General features: G+C 76.2%; 26 protein-coding genes and 1 tRNA gene. 10 read left to right on the top strand and 17 right to left on the bottom strand.

Annotated features, from left to right (window positions below):
* Window positions 1-108 precede the first annotated feature (108 nt).
* Genes BLS21_RS15515 through hrcA form a run of 3 tightly spaced genes read right to left on the bottom strand, consistent with a single transcriptional unit; the run spans window position 109 to window position 3036 of the window.
* Complete coding sequence (locus BLS21_RS15515) at window positions 109-876, bottom strand: 16S rRNA (uracil(1498)-N(3))-methyltransferase (protein WP_091220125.1); 768 nt, start codon at window positions 874-876, stop codon at window positions 109-111.
* Window positions 873-1997 (bottom strand): molecular chaperone DnaJ, encoded by a 1125-nt coding sequence (gene dnaJ, locus BLS21_RS15510; protein WP_091220123.1) that lies wholly within the window; start codon window positions 1995-1997, stop codon window positions 873-875. The genes BLS21_RS15515 and dnaJ overlap by 4 nt, the downstream gene beginning before the upstream one ends.
* A 16-nt stretch (window positions 1998-2013) precedes the next feature.
* Complete coding sequence (gene hrcA / locus BLS21_RS15505) at window positions 2014-3036, bottom strand: heat-inducible transcriptional repressor HrcA (RefSeq protein ID WP_091220118.1); 1023 nt, start codon at window positions 3034-3036, stop codon at window positions 2014-2016.
* 243 nt (window positions 3037-3279) lie between these two features.
* On the opposite strand from hrcA, the gene BLS21_RS15500 reads away from it, so the two are divergent.
* Entirely contained in the window at window positions 3280-3651 is a 372-nt protein-coding gene (locus BLS21_RS15500) for a type II toxin-antitoxin system VapB family antitoxin (RefSeq protein ID WP_091220115.1), read from the top strand.
* A 105-nt stretch (window positions 3652-3756) separates the two neighbouring features.
* Here the strand turns inward: BLS21_RS15500 and BLS21_RS15495 are convergent, their stop codons facing one another.
* From BLS21_RS15495 to hemW, 5 genes are all read right to left on the bottom strand, one after another.
* On the bottom strand, window positions 3757-4362 hold the full coding sequence (locus BLS21_RS15495; RefSeq protein WP_091220113.1) for a response regulator transcription factor: 606 nt from the start codon (window positions 4360-4362) through the stop codon (window positions 3757-3759).
* Entirely contained in the window at window positions 4359-5468 is a 1110-nt protein-coding gene (locus tag BLS21_RS15490; RefSeq protein WP_091220109.1) for a sensor histidine kinase, read from the bottom strand. The genes BLS21_RS15495 and BLS21_RS15490 overlap by 4 nt, the downstream gene beginning before the upstream one ends.
* Before the next feature lie 20 nt (window positions 5469-5488).
* Window positions 5489-6229, bottom strand: a complete 741-nt coding sequence (locus BLS21_RS15485) for an ABC transporter permease (protein WP_091220107.1) — start codon at window positions 6227-6229, stop codon at window positions 5489-5491.
* Window positions 6226-7110 carry an ABC transporter ATP-binding protein gene (locus BLS21_RS15480; RefSeq protein ID WP_091220104.1) on the bottom strand — a complete coding sequence of 295 codons (885 nt, stop codon included), beginning with the start codon at window positions 7108-7110 and terminating at the stop codon, window positions 6226-6228. Before BLS21_RS15480 ends, BLS21_RS15485 begins: the two co-directional genes overlap by 4 nt.
* A 144-nt stretch (window positions 7111-7254) precedes the next feature.
* Window positions 7255-8475 (bottom strand): radical SAM family heme chaperone HemW, encoded by a 1221-nt coding sequence (gene hemW, locus BLS21_RS15475; protein ID WP_091220759.1) that lies wholly within the window; start codon window positions 8473-8475, stop codon window positions 7255-7257.
* A 37-nt stretch (window positions 8476-8512) separates the two neighbouring features.
* On the opposite strand from hemW, the gene BLS21_RS15470 reads away from it, so the two are divergent.
* Window positions 8513-9283 carry an enoyl-CoA hydratase-related protein gene (locus BLS21_RS15470; protein ID WP_091220102.1) on the top strand — a complete coding sequence of 257 codons (771 nt, stop codon included), beginning with the start codon at window positions 8513-8515 and terminating at the stop codon, window positions 9281-9283.
* A 64-nt stretch (window positions 9284-9347) separates the two neighbouring features.
* Here BLS21_RS15470 and BLS21_RS15465 read toward each other — a convergent pair whose 3' ends face one another.
* Window positions 9348-9722, bottom strand: a complete 375-nt coding sequence (locus BLS21_RS15465) for a PH domain-containing protein (protein ID WP_091220756.1) — start codon at window positions 9720-9722, stop codon at window positions 9348-9350.
* Between the two features lie 88 nt (window positions 9723-9810).
* On the opposite strand from BLS21_RS15465, the gene BLS21_RS25200 reads away from it, so the two are divergent.
* Window positions 9811-9960, top strand: a complete 150-nt coding sequence (locus BLS21_RS25200; RefSeq protein WP_175479582.1) for a hypothetical protein — start codon at window positions 9811-9813, stop codon at window positions 9958-9960.
* Window positions 9961-9985: 25 nt separating this feature from the next.
* Here the strand turns inward: BLS21_RS25200 and selB are convergent, their stop codons facing one another.
* The 5 genes from selB to BLS21_RS25195 form a co-directional block, all read right to left on the bottom strand.
* On the bottom strand, window positions 9986-11791 hold the full coding sequence (gene selB / locus BLS21_RS15460) for a selenocysteine-specific translation elongation factor (RefSeq protein WP_245700465.1): 1806 nt from the start codon (window positions 11789-11791) through the stop codon (window positions 9986-9988).
* Window positions 11782-13107, bottom strand: a complete 1326-nt coding sequence (selA, locus tag BLS21_RS15455) for an L-seryl-tRNA(Sec) selenium transferase (RefSeq protein WP_091220101.1) — start codon at window positions 13105-13107, stop codon at window positions 11782-11784. Before selA ends, selB begins: the two co-directional genes overlap by 10 nt.
* A gap of 58 nt (window positions 13108-13165) precedes the next feature.
* On the bottom strand, window positions 13166-13513 hold the full coding sequence (locus tag BLS21_RS15450) for a carboxymuconolactone decarboxylase family protein (RefSeq protein WP_139177158.1): 348 nt from the start codon (window positions 13511-13513) through the stop codon (window positions 13166-13168).
* 12 nt (window positions 13514-13525) lie between these two features.
* Window positions 13526-13774 (bottom strand): carboxymuconolactone decarboxylase family protein, encoded by a 249-nt coding sequence (locus tag BLS21_RS15445; RefSeq protein ID WP_091220097.1) that lies wholly within the window; start codon window positions 13772-13774, stop codon window positions 13526-13528.
* A gap of 74 nt (window positions 13775-13848) precedes the next feature.
* Window positions 13849-13944 (bottom strand) — tRNA-OTHER (locus BLS21_RS25195).
* 23 nt (window positions 13945-13967) lie between these two features.
* On the opposite strand from BLS21_RS25195, the gene selD reads away from it, so the two are divergent.
* Window positions 13968-14975 carry a selenide, water dikinase SelD gene (selD, locus tag BLS21_RS15440; protein WP_091220094.1) on the top strand — a complete coding sequence of 336 codons (1008 nt, stop codon included), beginning with the start codon at window positions 13968-13970 and terminating at the stop codon, window positions 14973-14975.
* A gap of 118 nt (window positions 14976-15093) precedes the next feature.
* Here the strand turns inward: selD and BLS21_RS15435 are convergent, their stop codons facing one another.
* Entirely contained in the window at window positions 15094-15966 is an 873-nt protein-coding gene (locus tag BLS21_RS15435) for a class I SAM-dependent methyltransferase (RefSeq protein ID WP_091220092.1), read from the bottom strand.
* Between the two features lie 119 nt (window positions 15967-16085).
* On the opposite strand from BLS21_RS15435, the gene BLS21_RS15430 reads away from it, so the two are divergent.
* The 6 genes from BLS21_RS15430 to BLS21_RS15405 all read left to right on the top strand — a co-directional run bounded on the left by BLS21_RS15430 (window position 16086) and on the right by BLS21_RS15405 (window position 19210).
* The gene (locus BLS21_RS15430) at window positions 16086-17054 is read left to right on the top strand and encodes a zinc-binding dehydrogenase (RefSeq protein WP_091220089.1); all 969 of its coding nucleotides are present in this window, start codon (window positions 16086-16088) and stop codon (window positions 17052-17054) included.
* Window positions 17055-17121: 67 nt separating this feature from the next.
* Window positions 17122-17592, top strand: a complete 471-nt coding sequence (locus BLS21_RS15425; protein ID WP_245700463.1) for a YbaK/EbsC family protein — start codon at window positions 17122-17124, stop codon at window positions 17590-17592.
* 20 nt (window positions 17593-17612) lie between these two features.
* Entirely contained in the window at window positions 17613-17912 is a 300-nt protein-coding gene (locus tag BLS21_RS15420) for an antibiotic biosynthesis monooxygenase (protein ID WP_091220087.1), read from the top strand.
* A gap of 57 nt (window positions 17913-17969) precedes the next feature.
* Window positions 17970-18203 (top strand): helix-turn-helix domain-containing protein, encoded by a 234-nt coding sequence (locus tag BLS21_RS15415; protein ID WP_091220085.1) that lies wholly within the window; start codon window positions 17970-17972, stop codon window positions 18201-18203.
* 2 nt (window positions 18204-18205) lie between these two features.
* Complete coding sequence (locus BLS21_RS15410; protein WP_091220083.1) at window positions 18206-18745, top strand: Clp protease N-terminal domain-containing protein; 540 nt, start codon at window positions 18206-18208, stop codon at window positions 18743-18745.
* A gap of 54 nt (window positions 18746-18799) precedes the next feature.
* The gene (locus BLS21_RS15405; RefSeq protein ID WP_091220080.1) at window positions 18800-19210 is read left to right on the top strand and encodes a VOC family protein; all 411 of its coding nucleotides are present in this window, start codon (window positions 18800-18802) and stop codon (window positions 19208-19210) included.
* A gap of 34 nt (window positions 19211-19244) precedes the next feature.
* On the opposite strand, the gene BLS21_RS15400 is transcribed toward BLS21_RS15405, so the two are convergent.
* Both BLS21_RS15400 and BLS21_RS15395 read right to left on the bottom strand, forming a co-directional pair.
* Entirely contained in the window at window positions 19245-19775 is a 531-nt protein-coding gene (locus BLS21_RS15400; RefSeq protein WP_091220077.1) for a hypothetical protein, read from the bottom strand.
* The gene (locus BLS21_RS15395; RefSeq protein ID WP_091220074.1) at window positions 19772-21580 is read right to left on the bottom strand and encodes an FAD-dependent monooxygenase; all 1809 of its coding nucleotides are present in this window, start codon (window positions 21578-21580) and stop codon (window positions 19772-19774) included. The genes BLS21_RS15400 and BLS21_RS15395 overlap by 4 nt, the downstream gene beginning before the upstream one ends.
* Window positions 21581-21701: the final 121 nt, after the last annotated feature.

Genomic DNA, 21701 nt, shown 5'->3' with positions numbered 1-21701 from the left:
GGCCGACATCCCTGGCCGTCCTGGCTCACCGTCGCAGGTCCTGGCTCGCGACCGGTGGTGAGCCAGGACCCGCGACGATCAGCTCACCTGGTCATCGCGGAGGTGCCGTCACGCCCAGCGGGTGCGGACCGAGAGCGCGGCGAGGGCGGCGGCGCCGGCGGTCGAGGTGCGCAGCACCTCCGGACCGAGCCGCACCGGGCGCGCGCCGGCGGCGGTCAGCGCGACCACCTCGCCGTCGCTGAGCCCGCCCTCGGGACCGACGATGACCGCGATCGAGCCCGACCGCGGCAGGTCGACGCGCGCCATCGGGTGGCGGGCCTGCTCGTGCAGCACCAGCGCCAGGTCGACGTCGGCCAGCGCCCCGCACACCTGGCGGGTGGTCAGCACGTCGGTCACCTCGGGCACGCGTGGACGGCGGGACTGCTTGCTGGCCGCCCGCGCCGCCGCGCGCCACCTGGCGACGCCCTTGGCCGCGCGGTCCTCCCGCCAGCGCGTCACGCAGCGGGAGGCCGCCCACGGCACGATCCGGTCGACGCCGAGCTCGGTGGCCAGCTCGACGGCCAGCGGCCCGCGCTCGCCCTTCGGCAGCGCCTGCACGAGCACCAGCTCCAGGGCCGGCGGCGGCACCTCGTGGCGGGCCGAGACCTGCACCCGCAGCCCCTGCGGCCCGGCCGCGACCACCTCGCCCTCGGCGACGGTGCCGCGCCCGTCACCGACGCGCACCCGCTCGCCCGGCGTCAGCCGCAGCACGTCGACGGCGTGCCGGCCCTCGGCGCCGTCGACCAGCAGGTCGGCGGTGTCGGGCAGCTCGTCGAGCAGGAACAGGGGTGCCCCGTCGCGTTCGGGCAGCCGGTCGTCGGTGGGGACGGAACTCACTTGAACAGCCGGGAGAAGAGCCCGCCGTGGCCCTCGGCACCAGCGGCCGCCGGGCGGTCCTCGCCGCGCAGCGAGGCCAGCTCGCGCAGCAGCTTCTCCTGCTCGGCGTCCAGGCGGGTCGGCGTCTCGACCTCCACGTGCACCATCAGGTTGCCGCGGCCGGTGGCGCGCAGCCGCGGAGCGCCCTTGGCGCGCAGGGTGAGCACGCTGCCCGACTGGGTGCCCGGCCGGATGTCGACCTCCTCCCGGCCGTCGAGGGTCTCGAGGGTGAGGGTGGTGCCGAGCGCGGCGGCGGTCATCGGCAGGGTGACCCGGCAGTGCAGGTCCTCGCCGTCCCGGGTGAAGACGTCGTGCGGCCGCTCGGCGATCTCCACGTACAGGTCGCCGGCGGGCCCGCCGCCGGGGCCGACCTCGCCGTGGCCGGTGAGCCGGATGCGCATGCCGTCCTCGACGCCGGCCGGGACCTTGACCGGGATGGTCCGCCGGGCCCGCACCCGCCCGTCGCCACCGCACTTGGGACAGGGCTCGGGGATCACCTGCCCGGTGCCGGCGCAGGTCGGGCAGGGGCGGCTGGCCACGACCTGGCCGAGGAAGGAGCGCTGCACGCTCTGCACCTCGCCGCGGCCCGAGCAGGTGGTGCAGGTGGTCGGGTGGGTGCCGGGCGCGGTGCCGGCGCCGGTGCACGCGTCGCAGAGGACGGCGGTGTCGACGGTGATGTCCTTGGTGGTGCCGAACACCGTCTCGTCGAGGTCGAGGTCCAGCCGGATGAGCGCGTCGCCGCCGGCGCGGACGCGGCTGCGCGGACCGCGCGTGGTGGCCCCGCCGCCGAAGAAGGCGTCCATGATGTCGCCGAGCCCGCCGAAGCCGGCCCCGCTGAACCCGCCGGCCCCGGCCCCCGCGCCGTTGTCGAACGGGTCGCCGCCGAGGTCGACGATGCGGCGCTTCTCCGGGTCGGTCAGGGCCTGGTAGGCGCGGCTGACCTCCTGGAAGCGCTCCTTGGCCCCCGGGTCGGGGTTGACGTCCGGGTGCAGGTCCCGGGCCAGCCGCCGGTAGGCCTTCTTGATGTCGCTGTCGGAGGCTCCGCGGGCCAGGCCCAGCACGCCGTAGTAGTCGGTTGCCATCGAGAAGTCTCTTACCTCAGCTCTCGGCCAGGATCTGGCCGACGTAGCGGGCCACGGCACGCACCGCGGCCATGTTGGTCGGGTAGTCCATGCGGGTGGGGCCGACGATGCCCAACCCACCGAGGGCGCGGTCACCGGAGCCGTACCCCACGGACACGACCGACGCACCGGAGAGCGCCTCGTGGGCGTTCTCCTCGCCGATCCGCACGAGCACGGCTCCCCCGGTGTCCACCTCGCTGATCAACCGCAGCACGACGACCTGTTCTTCCAGCGCCTCCAGCAGCGGGCGCAGGCTGCCGGGGAAGTCGACCGCGACCCGCGCGAGGTTCGCCGTCCCCCCGACGACCAGGCGGTCGTCCCCCGGCTCCACCAACGTCTCGACCAGGACCGCGCCGATGGCGGCGACCAGCCGGCGCAGGTTCGGCGGCGCGGTCTCCAGCAGGTCGGGCACCAGGGCGGCCGCGTCGGCGAGCTTGGCCCCGGCGAAGGTCTGGTTGAGCAGCGTGCGCAGCTCGGCGACGTCGTCGCGGTCGACGTCCACCGGGCAGTCGACCAGCCGCTGCTCCACCCGGCCGGTGTCGGTGATGAGCACCAGCAGCAGCCGGGCGGTGGCCACCTGCACCACCTCGAGGTGGCGGACGGCGCTGCGCGAGAGCGTCGGGTACTGCACGACGGCGACCTGGTGGGTCAGCTGGGCCAGCAGCCGCACGGTGCGGCTGAGGATGTCGTGCAGGTCGACCGCGCCGTCGAGGAACCGCTCGATCGCCCGCTTCTCCGCGACCGACAGCGGCTTGAGCGCCGAGAGCCGGTCGACGAAGAGCCGGTAGCCCTTGTCGGTGGGCACCCGGCCGGCGCTGGTGTGCGGCTGGGTGATGTAGCCCTGCTCCTCGAGCACGGCCATGTCGTTGCGGATGGTGGCCGGCGAGACGCCCAGGTCGTGCCGCTCGGCGAGGGCCTTGCTGCCCACCGGGTCGTTGGTCGAGACGTAGTCCTGGACGATCGCCCGCAGGACCTGCAGGCGGCGTTCGTCGTGCGCCACGGTGACACCTCCCCGTACCGGTCGACGCGTCGGGCGGCGCTCCTCCCGGAGCCCCCGGCGCCCGGACGACGGGTCGCGGGCGCTGGCACTCGCACGGACAGAGTGCCAGATCAGCATACGTCGGGACGGCCGTCGGCGTCCCGGAGCCGACGAGGGCGGGCGGCGCCGTCCGCAGACGGCCCCCGTTAGGGTGGGCGGCGGTCCAGTGCCCGCAGCAGGCAGCGCAGAGCGGAGGTCGGTCCCCTGATCTTCAAGGCGGTCCGGAACGGCCGGCCCTATCCCGACCACGGGCTGTCGACACGGGACTGGGCGATGATCCCGCCGCGGCAGATCCGGCTGGACACCCTCACCACCACCAAGCGCGAGCTGGCCCTGGACACCCTGCTCGCCGACGACTCCACCTTCTACGGCGACCTGTTCCCGCACGCCGTCCAGTGGAGGGGCGAGCTCTACCTCGAGGACGGCCTGCACCGCCCGCTGCGGGCCGCGCTGCAGCAGCGCAACGTGATCCACGTGCGGGTCCTCGACCTCGACACCCTGGTCCCGGCCGAGCAGACCGGCCCCACGACCGCGGCGATCCCCGCCCAGCGGCCGCTGCCCGACCTCCAGCAGTAGCAGGACCCCCCTTCCCCCCACGCCTCGCACGCTCGGCGCGGGCCCCGGAAGGGTGGCCGCCCCGGTCCTCGCCACTCGTGGGTGGCCGTCGGGCACGGGGGCCTGCTACAGCCAGCCCTTGTCGGCGGCCACCCGGGCGGCCTCGACGCGGGTGCGCGCGCCGGTCTTGCCGATCGCCGAGGACAGGTAGTTGCGCACCGTCCCCTCCGAGAGGAACAGCCTGCGGGCGATGTCGGCGACGGTCGCGCCGTCGGCGGCCTCACGCAGCACGTCGGCCTCGCGGGTGGACAGCGGCGTGGCGCCGAGCGCCAGCGCCGCGGCGGCGAGATCCCGGTCGATCACCCGCTCCCCGGCGACGACCGCGCGGATGGCGCGGGCCAGCTCGGCGACGGGTGCGTCCTTCACCAGGAACCCGGCCGCGCCGACCTCCATGGCACGGCGCAGGAAGCCCGGCCGGCCGAACGTGGTGAGGACGACGGCGCGCACGCCCGGCAGCTGCGCGGCCAGCTCGCGCGCGGCCTCGATCCCGTCCTGCCCCGGCATCTCGATGTCGAGCAGCGCGACGTCGGGCACGTGTTCCCGCGCCGCCGCGAGCACCTCGTCGCCGCGGCCGACCTCCGCGACGACGGTGATGTCCTCCTCCAGCTCCAGCAGCGCCCGGAGCGCGCCGCGGACCATCGACTGGTCCTCGGCGACGAGCACCCGGATCACCGCGCCACCCCGACGGGCACCGGCGTCAGCGGCAGGACCGCGCGCAGCTCGTAGCCGCCGTCCTGCCTCGCGCCGCCGGTGAGGACCCCACCGAGCGCGCCCACCCGCTCGGCCAGGCCGGTGAGCCCGGAGCCGGGCTCGGTGTCGTCGGCCGGACCGCGGCCGTCGTCGGCGACGGTCAGCACCGCCTCGCCGCCGTCCTCGGTGAGCGTGACGGTCACCGCGCGGGCGCCGCTGTGCCGCAGCACGTTCGTCGTCGCCTCGCGGACCACCCAGCCCAGGGCCGCGTCGACCGGGCCCGGCAGCGTCGGCACCCGGGCCGGCAGCCGGACGGCGATGCCGGCACCCGCCAGCGCCGCGCGGGCCTCGGCCAGCGCCTGGCCGCAGCTGACCTGCCGGTAACCGCTGACCGCGTCCCGGACCTCCGCCAGCGCCCGGCGGGCCGCGGCCTCGACGTCGGCCATCTCCGCCCGCGCCCGCGCGGGGTCGGCCTCGGCCAGGCGGCCGGCCAGCTCGCTCTTGAGCGCGATGAGCGACAGGCTGTGGCCGAGCAGGTCGTGCAGGTCGCGGGCGAAGCGCAGCCGCTCCTCGGCGACGGCGTTGCGGGCCAGCTCCTCCCGCGCCTCGGCCAGCTCGCCGTTCACCGAGACCAGGTGCCGCGTGCCGCGCAGCGCGAAGGCGGTCAGCAGGCAGAGCACGGGCAGGACGAGCAGCCCGGACTCGCCGTGGAGGACGAGCACCCCCGCGCAGACGGCGGCCGCCGCGACGACGGCCGGCCACACCCACCGCGTCGGCAGCGCCACGGCCGAGGCCGCCGACACGTAGATCAGCAGCCCGGCCCACGACGGCCCCAGCCAGACGGCCAGCGCGACGCCGAGCGCGGCCACGACGGCCAGCCGGCCCAGCACCGACCCGCTCCAGCAGCGGTCGAAGGCCCGCCGGAAGACGTCGAGGTAGACGGCGGTGAAGACCAGCAGGCCGGAGCCGGCGACCAGCCGGACGGCGAGCGGCCGGTCGGTGGTCACCAGGTCGGCGGCCGGGAAGAACTGGAACAGCAGCCAGGGCAGCGCCCAGCCGACGCGGTACCAGCGGGGGCGGGGGTCCACGGCGCCCGACCGTAGCTCCATCAGCCCGCGACGGCGGTCAACGGACGACGCCGCGCGACGAGGACGGCCAGCCCGCCGAACACCGCGGCGAACCCGACCAGCGCGGCGATGGCCGGCGCGGGCGGCAGCGCTCCCCCGGCGGCGGCACGGCCGGTCTCGGCGTACCAGTACGAGGGCAGGCCGTGTGCCACCGCGCGCAGGCCGGAGGGGAACAGCTCGACCGGCACCCACAGGCCGCCGAGCGCGGCCAGCACGGTCCCGACGATGCCGATCGCCCCGCCGGCGGCCTTCTCCTCCAGCGCCCAGCCGAGCAGCAGGCCGAGCGCGACGAACACCGCCGAGCCCAGCCACAGGACGCCGACCAGGCCGGCCCACTCGCCGGGTGCCAGCCGCACGCCGCCTGCGAACCGGCCGGTCAGCGCGACGACGGCCAGCGGCGGCAGGGTCAGCAGCATGCCGACGGCGACGTCGACGGCCACCACGGAGGTCTGCGGCACCGGTGTGACGCGCAGCTGCCGCAGCCAGCCCGACGCCCGGTCGAAGGAGGGCCGGACGGTGGCGCCCAGGGCCGCGCCGATCGCGCCGTAGGACATCATCGCCACCATCGTGGCGGTGGCCTGCTCGGGGCTGACGCCGCCCGGCGTCCCGGCGAAGACCTGGGTGAAGAAGACCGTGAAGAGCGCCGGCAGCAGCACGGTGAAGAAGAGGAACTGCCGGTTGCGCGCCACCCGGCGCAGCTGGAAGACGAACAGCGGGCTCACCGCACGCCTCCCACCAGGGACAGGACGGCGTCCTCGAGGCTGGCGCCGCGGACCTCGAGGTCGGTCAGCGCGACCCCGTCGGCGAGCAGCGCGCGCAGGGTGGCCTCGACGTCGGTGGTGGCCAGGGCGACCGTGCCACCCAGCCGGGTGGCGCCGGTGACGCCGGGCACGCGGTCGAAGGCCGCGCCGTCGGGGGCCGAGAAGCGGACGGTGCGCCCGGCGACGGCCGACCGGACCGCCGCCGAGGGTCCGTCGGCGACCACCCGGCCCCCGGCCATGACGACGACCCGGTCGGCGACCGCGTCGGCCTCCTCGAGGTGGTGGGTGGCGAAGACCACGGTGGTGCCGAAGGCGGCGAGGTCGCGCATCGTCGTCCAGAAGGCGCGGCGACCCTCGACGTCCATGGCCGAGGTCGGCTCGTCGAGCAGCAGCAGCGGCGGCTGACCGGCCAGCGCGAGCGCCAGCAGCACCCGCTGCCGCTGGCCGCCGGAGAGCGCGTCGACGTCGCGGCCGAGCAGCCCGCCGATGCCGGTGGTGGCGACCAGGTCCTCCAGCGGCCACGGGTCCGGGTAGCTGCAGCGGACCAGGTGCAGCACCTCGCCGACGCGCGCCTCGCCGGGCAGGCCGCCGTGCTGGAGCATCGCGCCGACGCAGCCCGCGCGGACGGCGTCGGCCGGGGCGCGGCCGAGCACCCGGACGGTGCCCGCGTCGGGGCGCAGCAGCCCGAGGACGGCGCTGACGGTGGTGGACTTGCCCGCGCCGTTGGGGCCGAGCAGCGCGACGGTCTCGCCGCGGCGGACGTGCAGGTCGAGCCCGTCGACGGCGAGCACGTCGCCGTGGCGGACGGTCAGGTCGGTGAGGGCGACGGCGTCAGGGGGCACGCGACGAGCCTGCTGGTCACGGCCCCGCCGGCAGTAGTGCGGGACGTCGCCAGTGGGACCTGACAACTGTCAGATCCCACGGGAAACGGCCTCCCTGCAGGGTCCCGCCGGGAGCGTTCGAGCGGTGGGGGGCAGGGAGGTCCTTCAGTCGGTGAGGTCGCGCACCAGGGCGTCGGCGAGCAGGCGGCCGCGGTCGGTGAGGACGGCGCGGCCGGCGGCGTGCGCGGCCGGCTCGAGCAGCCCGCGGGCGACGGCGTCGGCGGCGCGGGCCCGGCCGACCTCCGACAGCGCGGTCAGCGGCAGCCCCTCGCGCAGCCGCAGGCCGAGCATCACGGTCTCCAGCGCGCGGTCGTCGTCGTCGAGCAGCTCGGTGTCCTGCACCGGGCTCTCCCCGCGCAGCAGCCGGCCGGCGTACGCGGCCGGGTGCTTGACGTTCCACCAGCGCAGCCCGCCGACGTGGCTGTGCGCGCCGGGCCCGACGCCCCACCAGTTGGCGTTGGCCCAGTACAGCTCGTTGTGCCGGCAGCGGGCGGCCTCGTCGCGGGCCCAGTTGGAGACCTCGTACCAGTCGAAGCCGGCGGCGCGCAGGGTGGCGTCGGCCTGCTCGTAGCGGTCGGCGAGGACGTCGTCGTCGGGCGCGGGCAGCTCGCCGCGGTCGATGCGGCGGGCCAGGCGGGTGCCCTCCTCGACGATGAGGGCGTAGGCGCTGACGTGGTCCACCGGGGCGGCGAGGACGGCCTCGAGCGAGGCGGCCCAGTCGGCGTCGGTCTCCCCCGGCGTCCCGTAGATCAGGTCCAGGTTGACGTGCTCGAAGCCGGCCGCGCGGGCCTCGCGTGCCGCCTCGACGGCGCGGCCGGGGGTGTGCCGCCGGTCGAGGACGGCGAGCACGTGCTCGGCCGCGGACTGCATGCCGAGGCTGACCCGGGTGAAGCCGGCCGCGCGCAGGGTGGCGAGGGACGCCGGGGTCACGGTCTCGGGGTTGGCCTCGGTGGTGACCTCGACGTCGTCGGCGACCGGGAACAGCTCGCGGGCAGCGGCGAGGACGGCGGCCAGGTCGTCGGCGGCCAGCAGCGTGGGCGTGCCGCCGCCGACGAAGACGGTGGTGACCGTCGGCAGGTCCGGGCCCAGGGTCTCGGCGGCCTGGCGCAGCTCGGCGATCGCGGTGCCGGCGTACTCGCTGCGGGTGGCGCCGGGCCCCAGCTCGTCGGAGGTGTAGGTGTTGAAGTCGCAGTAGCCGCAGCGGGTCGCGCAGAAGGGCACGTGCACGTACAGCCCGAAGGGCGTGCGGGTGAGCCCCTCGCGGGCGCTGTCGGGGAGCTGCAGAGTCCGCGGCGGGGCCTCGAGCAGCGGCAGGACGGTGTTCATCTGGGTCCAGTGTGCCGCTCCGGGCAGGATGCCGGACGTGAGCGACGACACCGTGCTGCAGGTCTCGACGTCCCGGGGGGTCGCGACCCTCACGCTGGACTCCCCCGCCAACCGCAACGCGCTCTCCCGTGCCATGCGCGCCCGGCTGCGCACGGCCCTGGCCGACGCGCTGGCCGACGACGCGGTGCGGGTGGTCGTGCTCGACCACACCGGCCGGGTCTTCTGCTCGGGCATGGACCTCACCGAGGCGGCCGGCGGCGCGGCCGGTGACCAGGGGGTGCGCGAGCTGCCCGAGCTGTTGGAGACCGTGTGGCGCTCGCCCAAGCCGGTGGTCGCCGTCCTCCGCGGGCCGGCGCGGGCCGGCGGGCTGGGACTGGCGGCCGCGTGCGACGTCGTCGTCGCCGCGGCCTCGGCGACCTTCGCCTTCTCCGAGGTGCGGCTGGGCATCGTGCCGGCGGTCATCTCCGCCGTCGTCCTGCCTCGGATGCTGCCGCACACGGCGCACCGGCTGATGCTGACCGGCGAGGTGTTCGACGCGGCGACCGCGGCCGCCGGCGGCCTGGTGGACCTCTGCGTGCCCGACGACGAGGTCGACACCGCCGTGGCCGCCCAGGTGACCGCGCTCGCCGCCGGGGCGCCGGCGGCGCTCGCCGAGACCAAGCGGCTGCTGCGCGCCGGCGGGCTGCGCGGCTCGGCCGAGGAGCTGCTGGAGCTCTCGGCGCGCTTCTTCGCCGGCGAGGAGGGCCAGGAGGGCATCGCGGCGTTCCGGGAGAAGCGCCCGGCCCGCTGGGTGCCCGCGGCCCGTTGAGAGCCCGGAAGCTCAGCCCCTGCTCACCCGGGTGAGCAGGGGCTGAGCACCGGCGGGGAGGTCCTCAGAGCACGAAGCCCGCGATCATCTGCCCGAGGCCGCGGATGTCGGCGCTCCCCTTGAACTCCAGGCGGACCTTGCCCAGCCCGCTGAACCACAGGTCGAGCTCGGCGTCGAGGTCGAAGGTGCCTGCGGTCTCGATCGAGAAGGCCTGCACCTTGCTGTACGGCAGCGAGGTGAAGTCCTTCTTGCGGCCGGTCATGCCCTGGACGTTGACGGCGATCAGCCGCTTGTCGGTGAAGACGACGAAGTCGCGCACCGCCTTGAAGCAGGCGACGACCTGCTCGCCCGGGACGAGCAGCGGCGCCACCTCGGGGCCGAGCTCCTGCGGGGAGGCGGGGTTGAGCTTGAAGACGGAACCGTTGCTGAAGTCGATCACCACATCACGGTAGGTCGCCGAGCACGCACTCTCGGCGTCCGCCAAGTGTGTCCTTGCCCCGGCCTCCCGGCAGGAGGACCCTCCGGGCATGACCGAGCCCGACGAGCGCGAGCGGTTCCGCCACCTCCCCGAGCCCGTGCGGCTGGAGGACACGGTCGAGGGTGTCGACACCTCCCCCGTCCCCGCTGCGGACTCCAGCGACGAGCGCGAGGTGTTCCTGCGCCAGGCCGGCGCCTGAGAGGACCCCCTGAAGGGGGCCGTCATCACCGCAGCCGGCGGGTGTCGTCGGGCAGCCGCTCGGTGACGCCGCGCGCGTCCAGCCACTCCATCAGCGGGACGGCGACCCGCCGGCTGGTGCCCCACGCCGAGCGGGCCTGGCTGAGCGTGAACGGCGCCGGGACGGCGGCCAGCCGGGCCCGCGCCTGCTCGGCGATCCCGGGGGCGAGGTAGACGCCGTCGGCGATCCTGACCAGCTGCCCGTCGCGCACGGCCGCGGCCAGCTCGCGCGGCCCCAGCCCGGCGGCGCGGAGCTGGTCGGCGTCCGGCGCGGCGAACGGATCGGCGGCCAGCGTGGCCCGGATCCGGTCGACCGCCTGCTGCACCCGGGCGGGCAGGCCGGCGGTCGCGGCGACCACCCGGCCCTCGCGCAGGGCCAGCGGCTCGCGGACGACGGCCGGCACCAGGTCGTCGTCGGGCAGCTCCAGCGCCCGGCGGGCGACGGCCACCGGCGGGCCCGGCTCGAGCGGGCGCAGCTTGCGGTAGCGGGCGACGATCCCGGGCAGGGCCGCGGCCAGCTCGTCGACCAGCCCGGGCGCGAGCAGCCAGGGCCCCACCGCCGCCGCCTGCTCGGGCACCGGCCAGCCCATCGCGGTGAAGTCGGCAGCCCGGACGAACCGGCGCCGCGCCAGCTCGGCGGCGGCCCCGGCCGTGCCGACGGGCTGGGCGGCCAGCTCCTCGGCCCGCCGGCGGGCGGCTCCGCGGCGGCGCAGCTCCGGCGGGTCGACGTCCCGGACGTCGGCACCGCACACGCGGCGGGCGCCGGGGTCGCGCAGCAGCAGCCGGTCGCCGACCCGCAGCGGCAGCGGCGTGGCCAGCCGCAGCCGCACCGCCGTCCCCTCCAGGGGGCGCAGCCGCGCGCCGACCGCGGCCGAGCCGACGTGCACGACGACCTCGGCGGGCAGCCGGGCATCGTCCCCGGCAGCCCACCCGCCCCGGGCCAGGGTGACGTCGAGCTCGGCGGTGCCGCGGAACGCCCCCGGCGTGAGCAGGGCGTCACCGCGGGACAGCTCCTCGACGGCGATGCCGCGCAGGTTGAGCGCCACCCGGGCGGTGGCCTCGGCCCGCTCGACCGGCTGCCCCAGCGAGTGCACGCCGCGGACGCCGACCTCCCGGCCGCCGAGCTGCAGCCGGTCCCCGGTGGCGACGCGCCCCGCGGCGAGCGTGCCGGTGACCACCGTGCCGGCGCCCCTGACCGGGAAGGCGCGGTCGATCCACAGCCGCACCGGCGCCTCCCGGTCCGGCGCGGGCAGCCCGGCGAGCAGCGACTCGAGCGCGGCGACGACGTCCGGCACCCCCGCGCCGGTGGCGGCGCTGACCGCCACCCCGGGCACCTCACCCGTCGGCCCGCTCCCCAGGGACGTGGCGGCCAGCCGCTCCCGGACGTCGGCGAGCACCGGCGCGGGGTCGGCGAGGTCGGCCTTGGTGACGGCGAGCAGCGCGTGCCGCACGCCGAGGGCGTCGAGGACGGCGACGTGCTCGGCGGTCTGCGCCGACCACCCGTCGTCCGCCGCGACCACGACCAGCGCGGCGGGCACCGAGCCGACCCCGGCGAGCATGTTGCCCACGAAGCGCTCGTGGCCGGGCACGTCGACGACCGCGAGCCGGCGGCCCGAGGGCAGCGTCGTCCAGGCGAAGCCGAGGTCGATGGTCAGCCCGCGGCGGCGCTCCTCCTCCCACCGGTCGGGCTCCATGCCGGTGAGCGCGCGGACCAGCGTCGACTTGCCGTGGTCCACGTGGCCGGCAGTCGCGATGACGTCCATCCCGGACGTGCCGGGAGCGGTCACGTCCACCGGCGGGCCACCTCCAGCACCGCGGTCGCCAGCGTCTCGTCGTCCGCCGGCGGCAGGCTGCGCACGTCGAGCAGGGTGCGGTCGCCCGCCACGTACCCGACCACGGGGGGCGTGCCGGTGCGCAGCGGCACCGCGAACTCCGCGGGCAGCGACACCGCGGCGCTGGGCAGCGGGTGCTCCGGCGCCCCTCCCCCGCCGACGCGGGCCTCGGACTCCACCGCGACCGCGTCCAGCCCGGCCGCCGTCAGCCGGGCGGCGAGCGCGGCAGCGCGGCGGCGCAGGTCGTCGACGTCCGCGGCGAGCATCTGCTGCACCGGCGGCTGCGGGCCGCGCAGCGTGGCCTCCAGCGCGGCCAGCGTCGTCTTGTCGACGCGGAACGCCCGGTAGAGCGGGTGCCGCCGCAGCCGCTGCACGAGGTCGGCGCGGCCGAGCACCAGCCCTGCCTGCGGCCCGCCGAGCAGCTTGTCGCCGCTGGCCAGCACCAGGTCGGCGCCGTCGGCGAGGGTGGTCTGCAGGTCCGGCTCCTCGGGCAGCACCGGGTGCGGGCGCAGCAGCCCGGAGCCGACGTCGGCCACGAGCGGGATCCCGCTGCCGGCCAGCCCCGCGGCGAGCTCGGCCACCGGCACCGCCCGCGTGAACCCGCGGACGACGAAGTTCGACGGGTGGACCTTGAGCACCGCGCCGGTGCGCTCGGACAGCGCGCGGCGGTAGTCGTGGAGCGCGACCCGGTTCGTCGTCCCCACCTCGCGGAGCCGGGCCCCGGTGGCCTCGAGCAGCTCGGGGATGCGGAAGCCGTCGCCGATCTCGACCAGCTCGCCGCGGGCGATGACCAGCTCCCCGCCGAGCGCGGTGGCCACCAGCGCCAACGCGGCGGCGCAGTTGTTGACCACGAGCGCCCCCTCCGCGGCCGGGACGGCGTCGACCAGGGCGGCCAGCGCCGCCTCCCCCCGCGGACCGCGCCGGCCGGTGGTCAGGTCGAGCTCGACGTCGGTGGTGCCGCTGGCGGCGACGACCGCCTCCACCGCGGCCGGGGACAGCGGTGCGCGGCCCAGGTTGGTGTGCACCAGGACGCCGGTCGCGTTGAGCACCGGGCGCAGGCTGCCGGCCGTCGTCCGCAGGGCGGCCAGGACGGCGGGGACGGCGTCGGCGGGGGCGAGCGCGCCGGTGCGGACCCGCTGCTGGACGTCCTGCACGGCGGCCTTGACCAGGGCGCGGCCCAGCCGGTCGGCGGCGGCGGCGAGCTGCGGATCGGCCAGCAGCGTGTCGGTGCGGGGCACGCGCCGCCGCGGGTCGGTGCCTGTCGCCTGGGAGCTCATCGGGGCCGAGCGTAGGTCGCCGGCACGCCGGGGTGCGGCGTCCCGTCCGACCGGGAGGTCAGGCCGGCGCCGGACCGTCGGCCGGGAGGTCCGGCAGCCGGACGGGGCAGGAGGTGCCCAGCTGGTCCATCGTCTCGGCGTCGACGTCGGTGCGGACGGCGGCGTGGAACCGGCTGATCATCTGGTTCAGCCCGCAGGTGAAGGTGATCTCCAGGACCTGCTGCGTGGTGAAGTGCTCGCGCAGCGCTGCCCACGTCGCGTCGTCGATGGGCTGCATGAGCGTCGACTTCCGGCAGAAGACCACGATCGCCGCCTGGTCCGGGGTGAACAGCCCCTCGGGCAGCGGGTCGTCGAGGACGTGGGCCATCTGCTCGTCACTGATACCGGCGCTCCGACCGAGCACCACGTGGGTGGGCGTCTAGTAGAAGCACTCGTTGGTGACGGCGGAGGTGTAGTAGGCCAGCTCCCGCTGCACCGGGTCCAGGCTGTTGCCGAAGTAGGCGACCTGCCCCAGCTTCAGGACCGCCTCGAGGATGTCCGGGTGGTTCGCGATACCCCGGTAGACGTTCACCTCGCGCCCGCGGCTCTCCCGGACCATCGCCAGCAGGGCGCGGGCCCTGGGGTCGGCGTCCGGGTCGTCTCCCGAGACCAGGGGGATGCGTGCCACCGCCGGTGCCTCCTCGGACGTCGTCGTCCACGGGCGTCCGGCCGGGGACGGGACGCCCCGGCCGGACGACGAGCTGGCGGAGGCGGACGGGAATCGAACCCGCCTGACCGAGGTGCTCGGCCACGTCGGCTTTAGAGGCCGCGGGGGCCACCAGGCGCCCTGACGCCTCCGCTGCGGAGCTTACGGTGGGGCTGTGACGACCGCGCAGGAGAAGGTCCGGCTGACCCGGTACGCGCACGGCGGCGGCTGCGCCTGCAAGATCCCGCCCGGCGAGCTGGAGGCCGTGGTGGCCGGCCTGACCGCGGCCGGCCCGGTCGACCCGGCCGCGGAGCTGGTCATCGGCCTGGACGACGGCGACGACGCGGCCGTCGTCCGGATCGCCGGCGGGCAGGGGCTGGTCCTCACCACCGACTTCTTCACCCCGGTCGTCGACGACGCGTACACCTTCGGCCGGATCGCGGCGACCAACGCGCTCTCCGACGTCTACGCCATGGGCGGCACGCCCGTCGTCGCGGTGAACCTGCTGGGCTGGCCGCGGGACGTGCTGCCCGCCGAGCTCGCCGCGGAGGTGCTGCGGGGCGGGCTGGAGGCCGCGCAGGAGGCCGGCTGCCACGTCGGCGGTGGGCACTCCATCGACGACCCCGAACCGAAGTACGGCATGGCGGTGACCGGCGTCGTGGACGTCGACCGGGTCATCACCAACTCCGCCGCGGTCGCCGGGACGCCGCTGTCGCTGACCAAGCCGCTGGGGATCGGCGTCCTCAACAACAGGATGAAGGCCACCGGCGAGGTGTCGGAGGAGGCGGTGGCGGCGATGACCACGCTCAACCGCGACGCCGGTCGGGCCGCGGTCGCCGCCGGGATCCGCGCCGGCACCGACGTCACCGGCTTCGGCCTGCTCGGCCACCTCTACAAGATGGCCCGGGCCAGCGGGGTCACCGCGGTCGTCGACGCCGCCGCCGTCCCCTACCTGACCGGTGCGCGCGAGGCGCTGGCCGAGGGGTTCGTGTCCGGTGGGACGCGGCGCAACCTCGACTGGGTGCGGCCGCACACCGACCTGTCGGCCGTGTCCGAGGACGAGGCGCTGCTCCTGGCCGACGCGCAGACCTCCGGCGGGTTGCTGCTGGGCGGCGAGGTGCCCGGCGCCGCGGTGATCGGCGAGTTCGTCCCGCGCGGAGAGCACGTGGTCGTCGTCCGCTGACCATGACACCGTCGGCGGTACTGCGAGCGCGCAGCTGCGGTCGTCCTGCCCGGCGTGTCCGTGCGGGTCGCCGACGACAACTGCTCACTCGGCCGACGTGGCTCTCCCGGCCGACCGCTCACCACCGGCGGGCGGTGGTCAGCCAGGCGGCCGCACCCAACAGGACCCCGTCCGGTGTCGCGTGCTCCGCCAGGGCGGCCCGCAGCTCGTCGAGAGCGGCCCGCCGGGCGCCGTCGTCCAGCCCGCCGAGGAGCCCCCGGGTCGGGCCCAGCCCGCTGACGAAGTCGAACGCGTCCTCGGCGTCTGCGCCCAGCCGGACCACCCCCGGCACCTCGGCGAGGTGGACCGACCCGAACCCCGCGGCGGCCAGGACCCGGCGGACGTGGTCGGGGTCGGACAGGCCGAACGGCCCGGGAGCACCACCCGGCGGCTCGGGCAACGAGCGGCCGGCCGCGAGGGTCCGGCGGAGCACGAGCAGCCACTCGTTGCGGGCCAGCGGCTGCCACGACAGCATCGCCAGCCGCCCACCGGGCCGCAGCGCCCGGGCGAGGTTGGTGAACGCCGCGACCGGGTCGCCGAAGAACATCGCCCCGAACCGGCTGACGGCGACGTCGAACGACGCGGCCTCGAAGGGGTGCACCTGGGCGTCACCCTGGACGAACGTCGTGGTGGTCAGCCCCGCGGCGGCACTGCGCCGGCGGGCCTCGGCCAGCAGCGGTCCGGACAGGTCGATCCCGGTGACGTGCCCGTCGGGCGCCGCGCGCGCGACCGCGCGGGTCGAGGTGCCCGCGCCGCAGCCGACGTCGAGCACCCGGTCGGCCGGGCCGATCCCGGCGGCCTCCAGCAGACCTGCGTCGAAGGCCGCCGAGGCCGCGTCGAAGCGGTCGGCCCGCGCCGCCCAGTCCTCGCCCTCCTCGCCGTTCCAGGCGCCGGCCATCTCGGCGTTGCGGGCGTCGACGAGCGGGGGCTGCGGTGGCGTCGGCACGGTCATCGCCGTCTCCCGTCGGCGGGGCCTGGACCTCGGATGGTCCCGGACCGCGACGGGTCTGCCCACCCCTGCGGACGCGGTCTGACGTCGCCCCCGCCGGGTCCCTCGGTTAGCGTCCGGGCATGCTCGCTGCCTTCGTCTCGACGCCCGCCCCGAAGGACCCGCTCTCCGTGCTGGAGGTCGGTGAGCGCCCCGAGCCGGAGGTGCCCGACGGCTGGACGACGGTGCAGGTCAAGGCCGTCTCGCTGAACCACCACGACCTGTTCAGCCTGCGCGGGGTCGGGCTGCCGCAGGAGCGGATGCCGATGATCCTGGGCACCGACGCGGCCGGGCTCGACGAGAACGGCGACGAGGTCGTCGTGCACGGCGTCGTCGCGAGCCCGAACTGGATCGGGGACGAGACGCTCGACCCCAAGCGCACGCTCTTCTCGGAGCTGTACCAGGGCACGATGGCCGAGCGGGTCGCCGTCCCCCGGCGCAACGTGCTGCCCAAGCCGGCCGAGCTGTCCCTCGCCGAGGCCGCGTGCCTGCCCACCGCCTGGCTGACCGCCTACCGGATGCTCTTCGTGAAGTCCGGGCTGCGGCCGGGCCAGACCGTGCTGGTGCAGGGCGCCAGCGGCGGCGTCGCCACCGCGCTGGTCGTGCTCGGCAAGGCCGCCGGCTTCCGCGTGTGGGTGACCGGCCGCAGCGAGGAGAAGCGACAGGGCGCCCTCGACCTCGGTGCGGACCAGGCGTTCGAGACCGGCGCCCGGCTGCCCGAGCGGGTGGACGGTGTGATGGAGACCGTCGGCGAGGCGACCTGGAGCCACAGCGTCAAGTCGCTCAAGCCCGGCGGCGTCATCGTCATCTCCGGCGCGACCACCGGCCCCAACCCCGGCGCCGAGCTGAACCGGGTCTTCTTCACCCAGCTGTCGGTCATCGGCTCCACGATGGGCACCCGGGAGGAGCTCGAGGCGCTCATGCGGATGTGCACGGCCACCGGCGTGCGCCCGGTGATCGACGTCGAGCTGCCGCTGACGCAGGCGCGCGAGGGCTTCGAGCGCATGCTCGAGGGCCGGACGGCGGGGAAGATCGTCTTCACGCTGCCGTGAGCGGACAGGGCGTGAGCACCGCAGCGAGGAACGAGCGAGGAGCGGAGCGCCCCGCGGAAGCGAACCAGTGAGCACCGTGAGCCCGGTCGACCGGGTGGTCGCCGCGCTGCACGAGGCCGGGGTGGACGCCGAGGTGCGCCGCTTCGACCGGCCGGTCCCGACGGCGGCCGCCGCGGCCGAGGCGCTCGGCTGCGAGGTGGGCGCCATCGCCAACAGCCTCGTGTTCGACGCCGACGGCGCCCCGCTGCTCGTCCTGGCCAGCGGCGCGCACCGGGTGGACACGGGGAGGGTGGCGGCGCTCGTCGGCGCGGAGCGGGTGCGGCGGGCCACCCCGGAGTTCGTCCTCGCGGCCACCGGCCAGGAGGTCGGCGGGGTGGCGCCGACCGGCCACCCCGCCCCGCTGCGCGCGCTGGTGGACGTCGACCTCGCGGCGCACCCGCTCCTCTGGGCAGGCGGCGGCGACCACCACACGATGGTCTCGCTCACCTACGCCGACCTGCTGCGGCTGACCGGAGGCGACGAGGCGGCCGTGGCCTGAGCCCTCGAGGAGGGTGGCCGATGATCGCCCGCACCTGGCGCGGCTGGGTCCGCACCGAGGACCGCGACGCCTACGTGGCCTACATCCGGGAGACCGGCATCGCGGAGTACCGCGCCACCCCCGGCAACCTCGAGGCCCACCTGCTCACCCGGGACCTCGACGACGGCCGCACCGAGGTGGTCACCCTCAGCTTCTGGACCTCGCTGGACGCCGTCCGCGCCTTCGCCGGCGACGACGTCTCGACCGCCGTCTTCTACCCGGAGGACGACCGCTGGCTGGTCGACCGCGAGCGCACGGTCACCCACCACCAGGTGCACTGACACCCTGCCGCGTCAATGACGGTTGACACCGCGCGCGGCGTCAACCACAGTTGACGCATGGCCGACACAGCACAGGTCGCCTCCGCCGCCAGCAGCCGCGACCCCGCGGTCGGGCTGAAGGCGGTCCGCGCCCTGCGGACCCTCATCGAGCGACTCGAGGCCCTGCAGGTGGAGAACGCCCGCGACCAGGGCTGGACGTGGGAGCAGATCGCCCAGCTGCTCGGCGTCACGAGGCAGGCGGTGCACAAGAAGCACGCAGGCGGCCGGGGGCCGCTCCGGCGGAGGGACTGACCGTGTTCGAACGCTTCACGTCCGACGCCCGCGAGGTCGTCGTCCTGGCCCAGGAGGAGGCCCGCGTCCTCCGGCACGACCACATCGGCACCGAGCACCTGCTGCTCGCCCAGCTGCGGCTGGACACCCCGACGACGGCCGTCCTGCGCCGGCAGGGGCTCGACCACGACGGGGTGGCCGAGGCGGTCGCCGCCCACCTCGGCGGTGAGGACCTGGACGCCGAGGCGCTGCGGACCCTCGGCATCGACCTGGACGCCGTCCGCGACGTCGTCGAGGCGACCTTCGGCCCCGGCGCCCTGGACGCGCCCCGCCGCCGACGCCGGCGCAGCAGCCCTGCGCACATGCCGTTCACGGCCGGCGCCAGGAAGGTCCTGGAGCTCGCGCTGCGCGAGGCGCTGGCGATGCGGTCACGCTCCATCACCGACGGGCACATCGTGCTCGGTCTGCTGCGCGGCGGGGGCACCGTCCTGGAGGTGCTGCGGGAGCGCGGCGTGGACCCGGGCGCCCTGCGCGCCGAGCTCACCCGGTCGCCGGCCGCCTGAAGGAGGACCCTCCTGCAGGGCCGCCCTGTCACCCTCCGGTGGGACGGTGCCGGCGTGGAGATCCTCTTCGTCGCCAGCGTCAGCGTCATCGCGCCCGACCCGGTGGAGAGCCGGCGCCTGTACGTGGACGCCCTCGGGCTGCCCCTCGAACGCCTCGAGGGCGAGTACTTCGCCAGCGAGCACATCGGAGGCAGCAAGCACTTCGGCGTCTGGCCCCTCACCGAGGCGGCCCAGGCCTGCTTCGGGACCCCCGCGTGGCCGGCCGACCGGCCCGTGCCGCAGGCCAGCATCGAGTTCGAGCTCGCCGACCCGGCTGCGGTGGCCGACGGCGCGGCGGAACTGGAGGCCGCCGGCCACCGGCTGCTGCACGGGGCGCGGACCGAGCCGTGGGGCCAGACGGTCGCCCGGCTGCAGTCGCCCGAGGGGCTCGTCGTGGGGCTGTCCTTCGCGCCCTGGCTGCACTGAGCGGCCGGCACCCGGCCGGGGTGTCCTCGGTGCGTCACGCCGACGCGACGGCGCTCCCGCTCTCGCGGCGGCGCCGTCGGGACCGGGCGGCGACGACCAGGACCACGTCGCCGACCGCGACCCCCGCACCGGCCGGCGCGAGCATCGCCCAGCCGGTGCCCCTGCCCGAGACCACGCCCCACAGGACCTTGCCGGCGGCCATCGCGTTCAGCAGGACCAGTCCCCAGCCCGGGGAGCGCCGCCAGAACGCGAGGCAGAACGCGCCCAGGCTCAGCGGCACGAGGCCCGTCAGCAGCAGCTTGCGCCCGGTCCAGTCCCCGCCCAGCCACTCCCGCTCGAAGCGGAGGAACTCGGCGACGCGCGGGTCCACCCGGGCCGGAGCCGGGAACCAGGCCATGCTGGTGGCGAGGGCGACCAGGGTGACCGCGATGCCGGCCGGGCTGCGCCGGTGGGCCGACCACGCCAGTGGCAGGAGGAACAGCGGGCGGACGTACCAGCTCAGGACGTTGTGGTGCCGGGCCCAGGCCCACTCGGCGAGCCTCCCGAAGCGGTCCGCCGCCCTCACCGCGCGCTCCCCGCCGGGGAGGTGGACGCCGGCTCACGGTCAGCAGCCACGCGGTCCAGGACCCGTCCGAGGTACCGCACGAGGACCTCCTCCGAGGCCGGTTGGGCGCGCAGACCGACGTAGCCGTCCGGGCGCACCAGGTACAGGGCCTCGGCGGTCGCGCCGTAGCGCCGGTGCGTCTCGCCGTCCGGGTCGAGCAGCACCCGCCGCCCGGCCAGCCCGACGGGCGACCGGCGTCCCCACACCACCACCCAGGGGCGGACGTCGGCGCCGAACAGCCGCTCGACGCGGTCGGCGATCCCCGCGAGCGAGGTGTAGCCGTCGTCCGTGCGGGCCTCGCCGTCGAGGAGCAGCAGGGTGGAGTGCGGGCCGCGGAAGGCGTCGAACAGCCGCGTGGGCCGCCCCGTGTCCGCGTCCTGGACCGCGCCGTCGGGGGCCCGGTCCCCTGCGCGGACGCCCCGGGCGAACCGGACCCGGTCCACCGCGTCGGCGCGCTCGTCGTCGTGACCGGGGCGCCACCGGGTCGCGGTCACCCGGGCGCGGTGGTCCTCGGCGAGGGAGCTCTCGCGGTAGTCGAGGTCCAGCTCGCTGACGCCCCCCAGGATGGCCCGCTGCACGGCCGGGACCCGCAGCGCGGGTGTCAGGACGTGCTCGCGCAGGAAGGTGGTGACCGGGTCGGCACCGAAGACCGCGCGGTACCCGAGGTCACTGCCGCTGAGGACGGCCCGCGCGATCGGGCGGCGTTCCTCCTCGTAGGTGTCGAGGAGGCGGTCGGATGCCCGGCCCCGGACCACCAGTCCCAGTTTCCAGCCGAGGTTGTAGGCGTCCTGGACGCCGGTGTTCATCCCCTGGCCGCCGACCGGGCTGTGCAGGTGCGCGGCGTCGCCGGCCACCAGCACCCGGCCCACCCGGTAGCGGTCGACCAGCCGCACGTTGCTGTGCCAGGTGGAGAGCCAGGTGGGGTGGGAGAGGCGGACGTGCGACAGCCCGCTGCGCTCGGCGAACAGCCGCTGCAGCAGCTCCAGCGACTCCGGCTGCTCCGTCCCGTCGGCCGCCGGCGGCAGGCTGGCCTGCACCTGCCACGAGCGCAGGCCACGGAACGGGCTGGCCGCGAGGTACTCCCCGCCGTCGAACCACACGAACCCGCTGTCGGCCGGCTCCAGCCCCTCGATCTCCACGTCGCCGAACAGGAAGCGCTCCTCGCGCGAGTCCCCCTCCATCGCCAGCTCCAGCAGGTCCCGGACCCGGCTGTGGCCGCCGTCGCAGCCCACCACCCAGGCGGCCCGGATCGTCTCCACGGCACCGCCGGGGGACGTCGCCACGCGGGCGACCACGCCGTCCTCCTCCTGCTCCAGGCCCACCAGCTCGCGGCCCCACTCGACCGCCCCGCCCAGTTCGGCCAGGCGCTCCCGCAGGATCTGCTCGGTGCGCCACTGCGGGATCAGGACGAGGTTGGGGTGAGGGACGTCGGGCAGCGGGTCCCGCCCGGGCAGGTGCAGGTCGACGAGCAGCTCCCGCCGGACGTACCAGCGCACGCTCAGGTCGCGGGACCACCCGGCCTCGAGCACCCGGTCGACGACGCCCAGGTCGTCGAGGACCTCCAGGGTGCGTGGCTGCACGCCCTTGCCGCGCGACTTGACCTCGGGCTGCGGCAGCCGCTCGACCACCCGGACGGCCAGGCCGCGGCGGCACAGGTCGCAGGCGAGCGCGAGGCCGGTCGGGCCGGCGCCCACGACGAGGACGTCGGCGTCCGGGGACCCGCGTCGCTGCACCGGTACACCGGAGGGGGACTGTGCTCGTGCCATCGGTACCTCCCGGAGGCGCCGTGTCCGACACCCCTGATGGTGGGGCGGGAGCCGGGGCAGCGGAAGGAGCCGCCCGGCGGCCGGTGACCCGCGGGCCGCTCCCGCCACCGTGGACGGGGGC

Source organism: Geodermatophilus siccatus (assembly GCF_900103785.1).
GTDB lineage: Bacteria > Actinomycetota > Actinomycetes > Mycobacteriales > Geodermatophilaceae > Geodermatophilus > Geodermatophilus siccatus.
The sequence above is the reverse complement of the archived record's forward strand: the minus strand, read 5'-3'. Positions and strand labels throughout refer to the sequence as shown.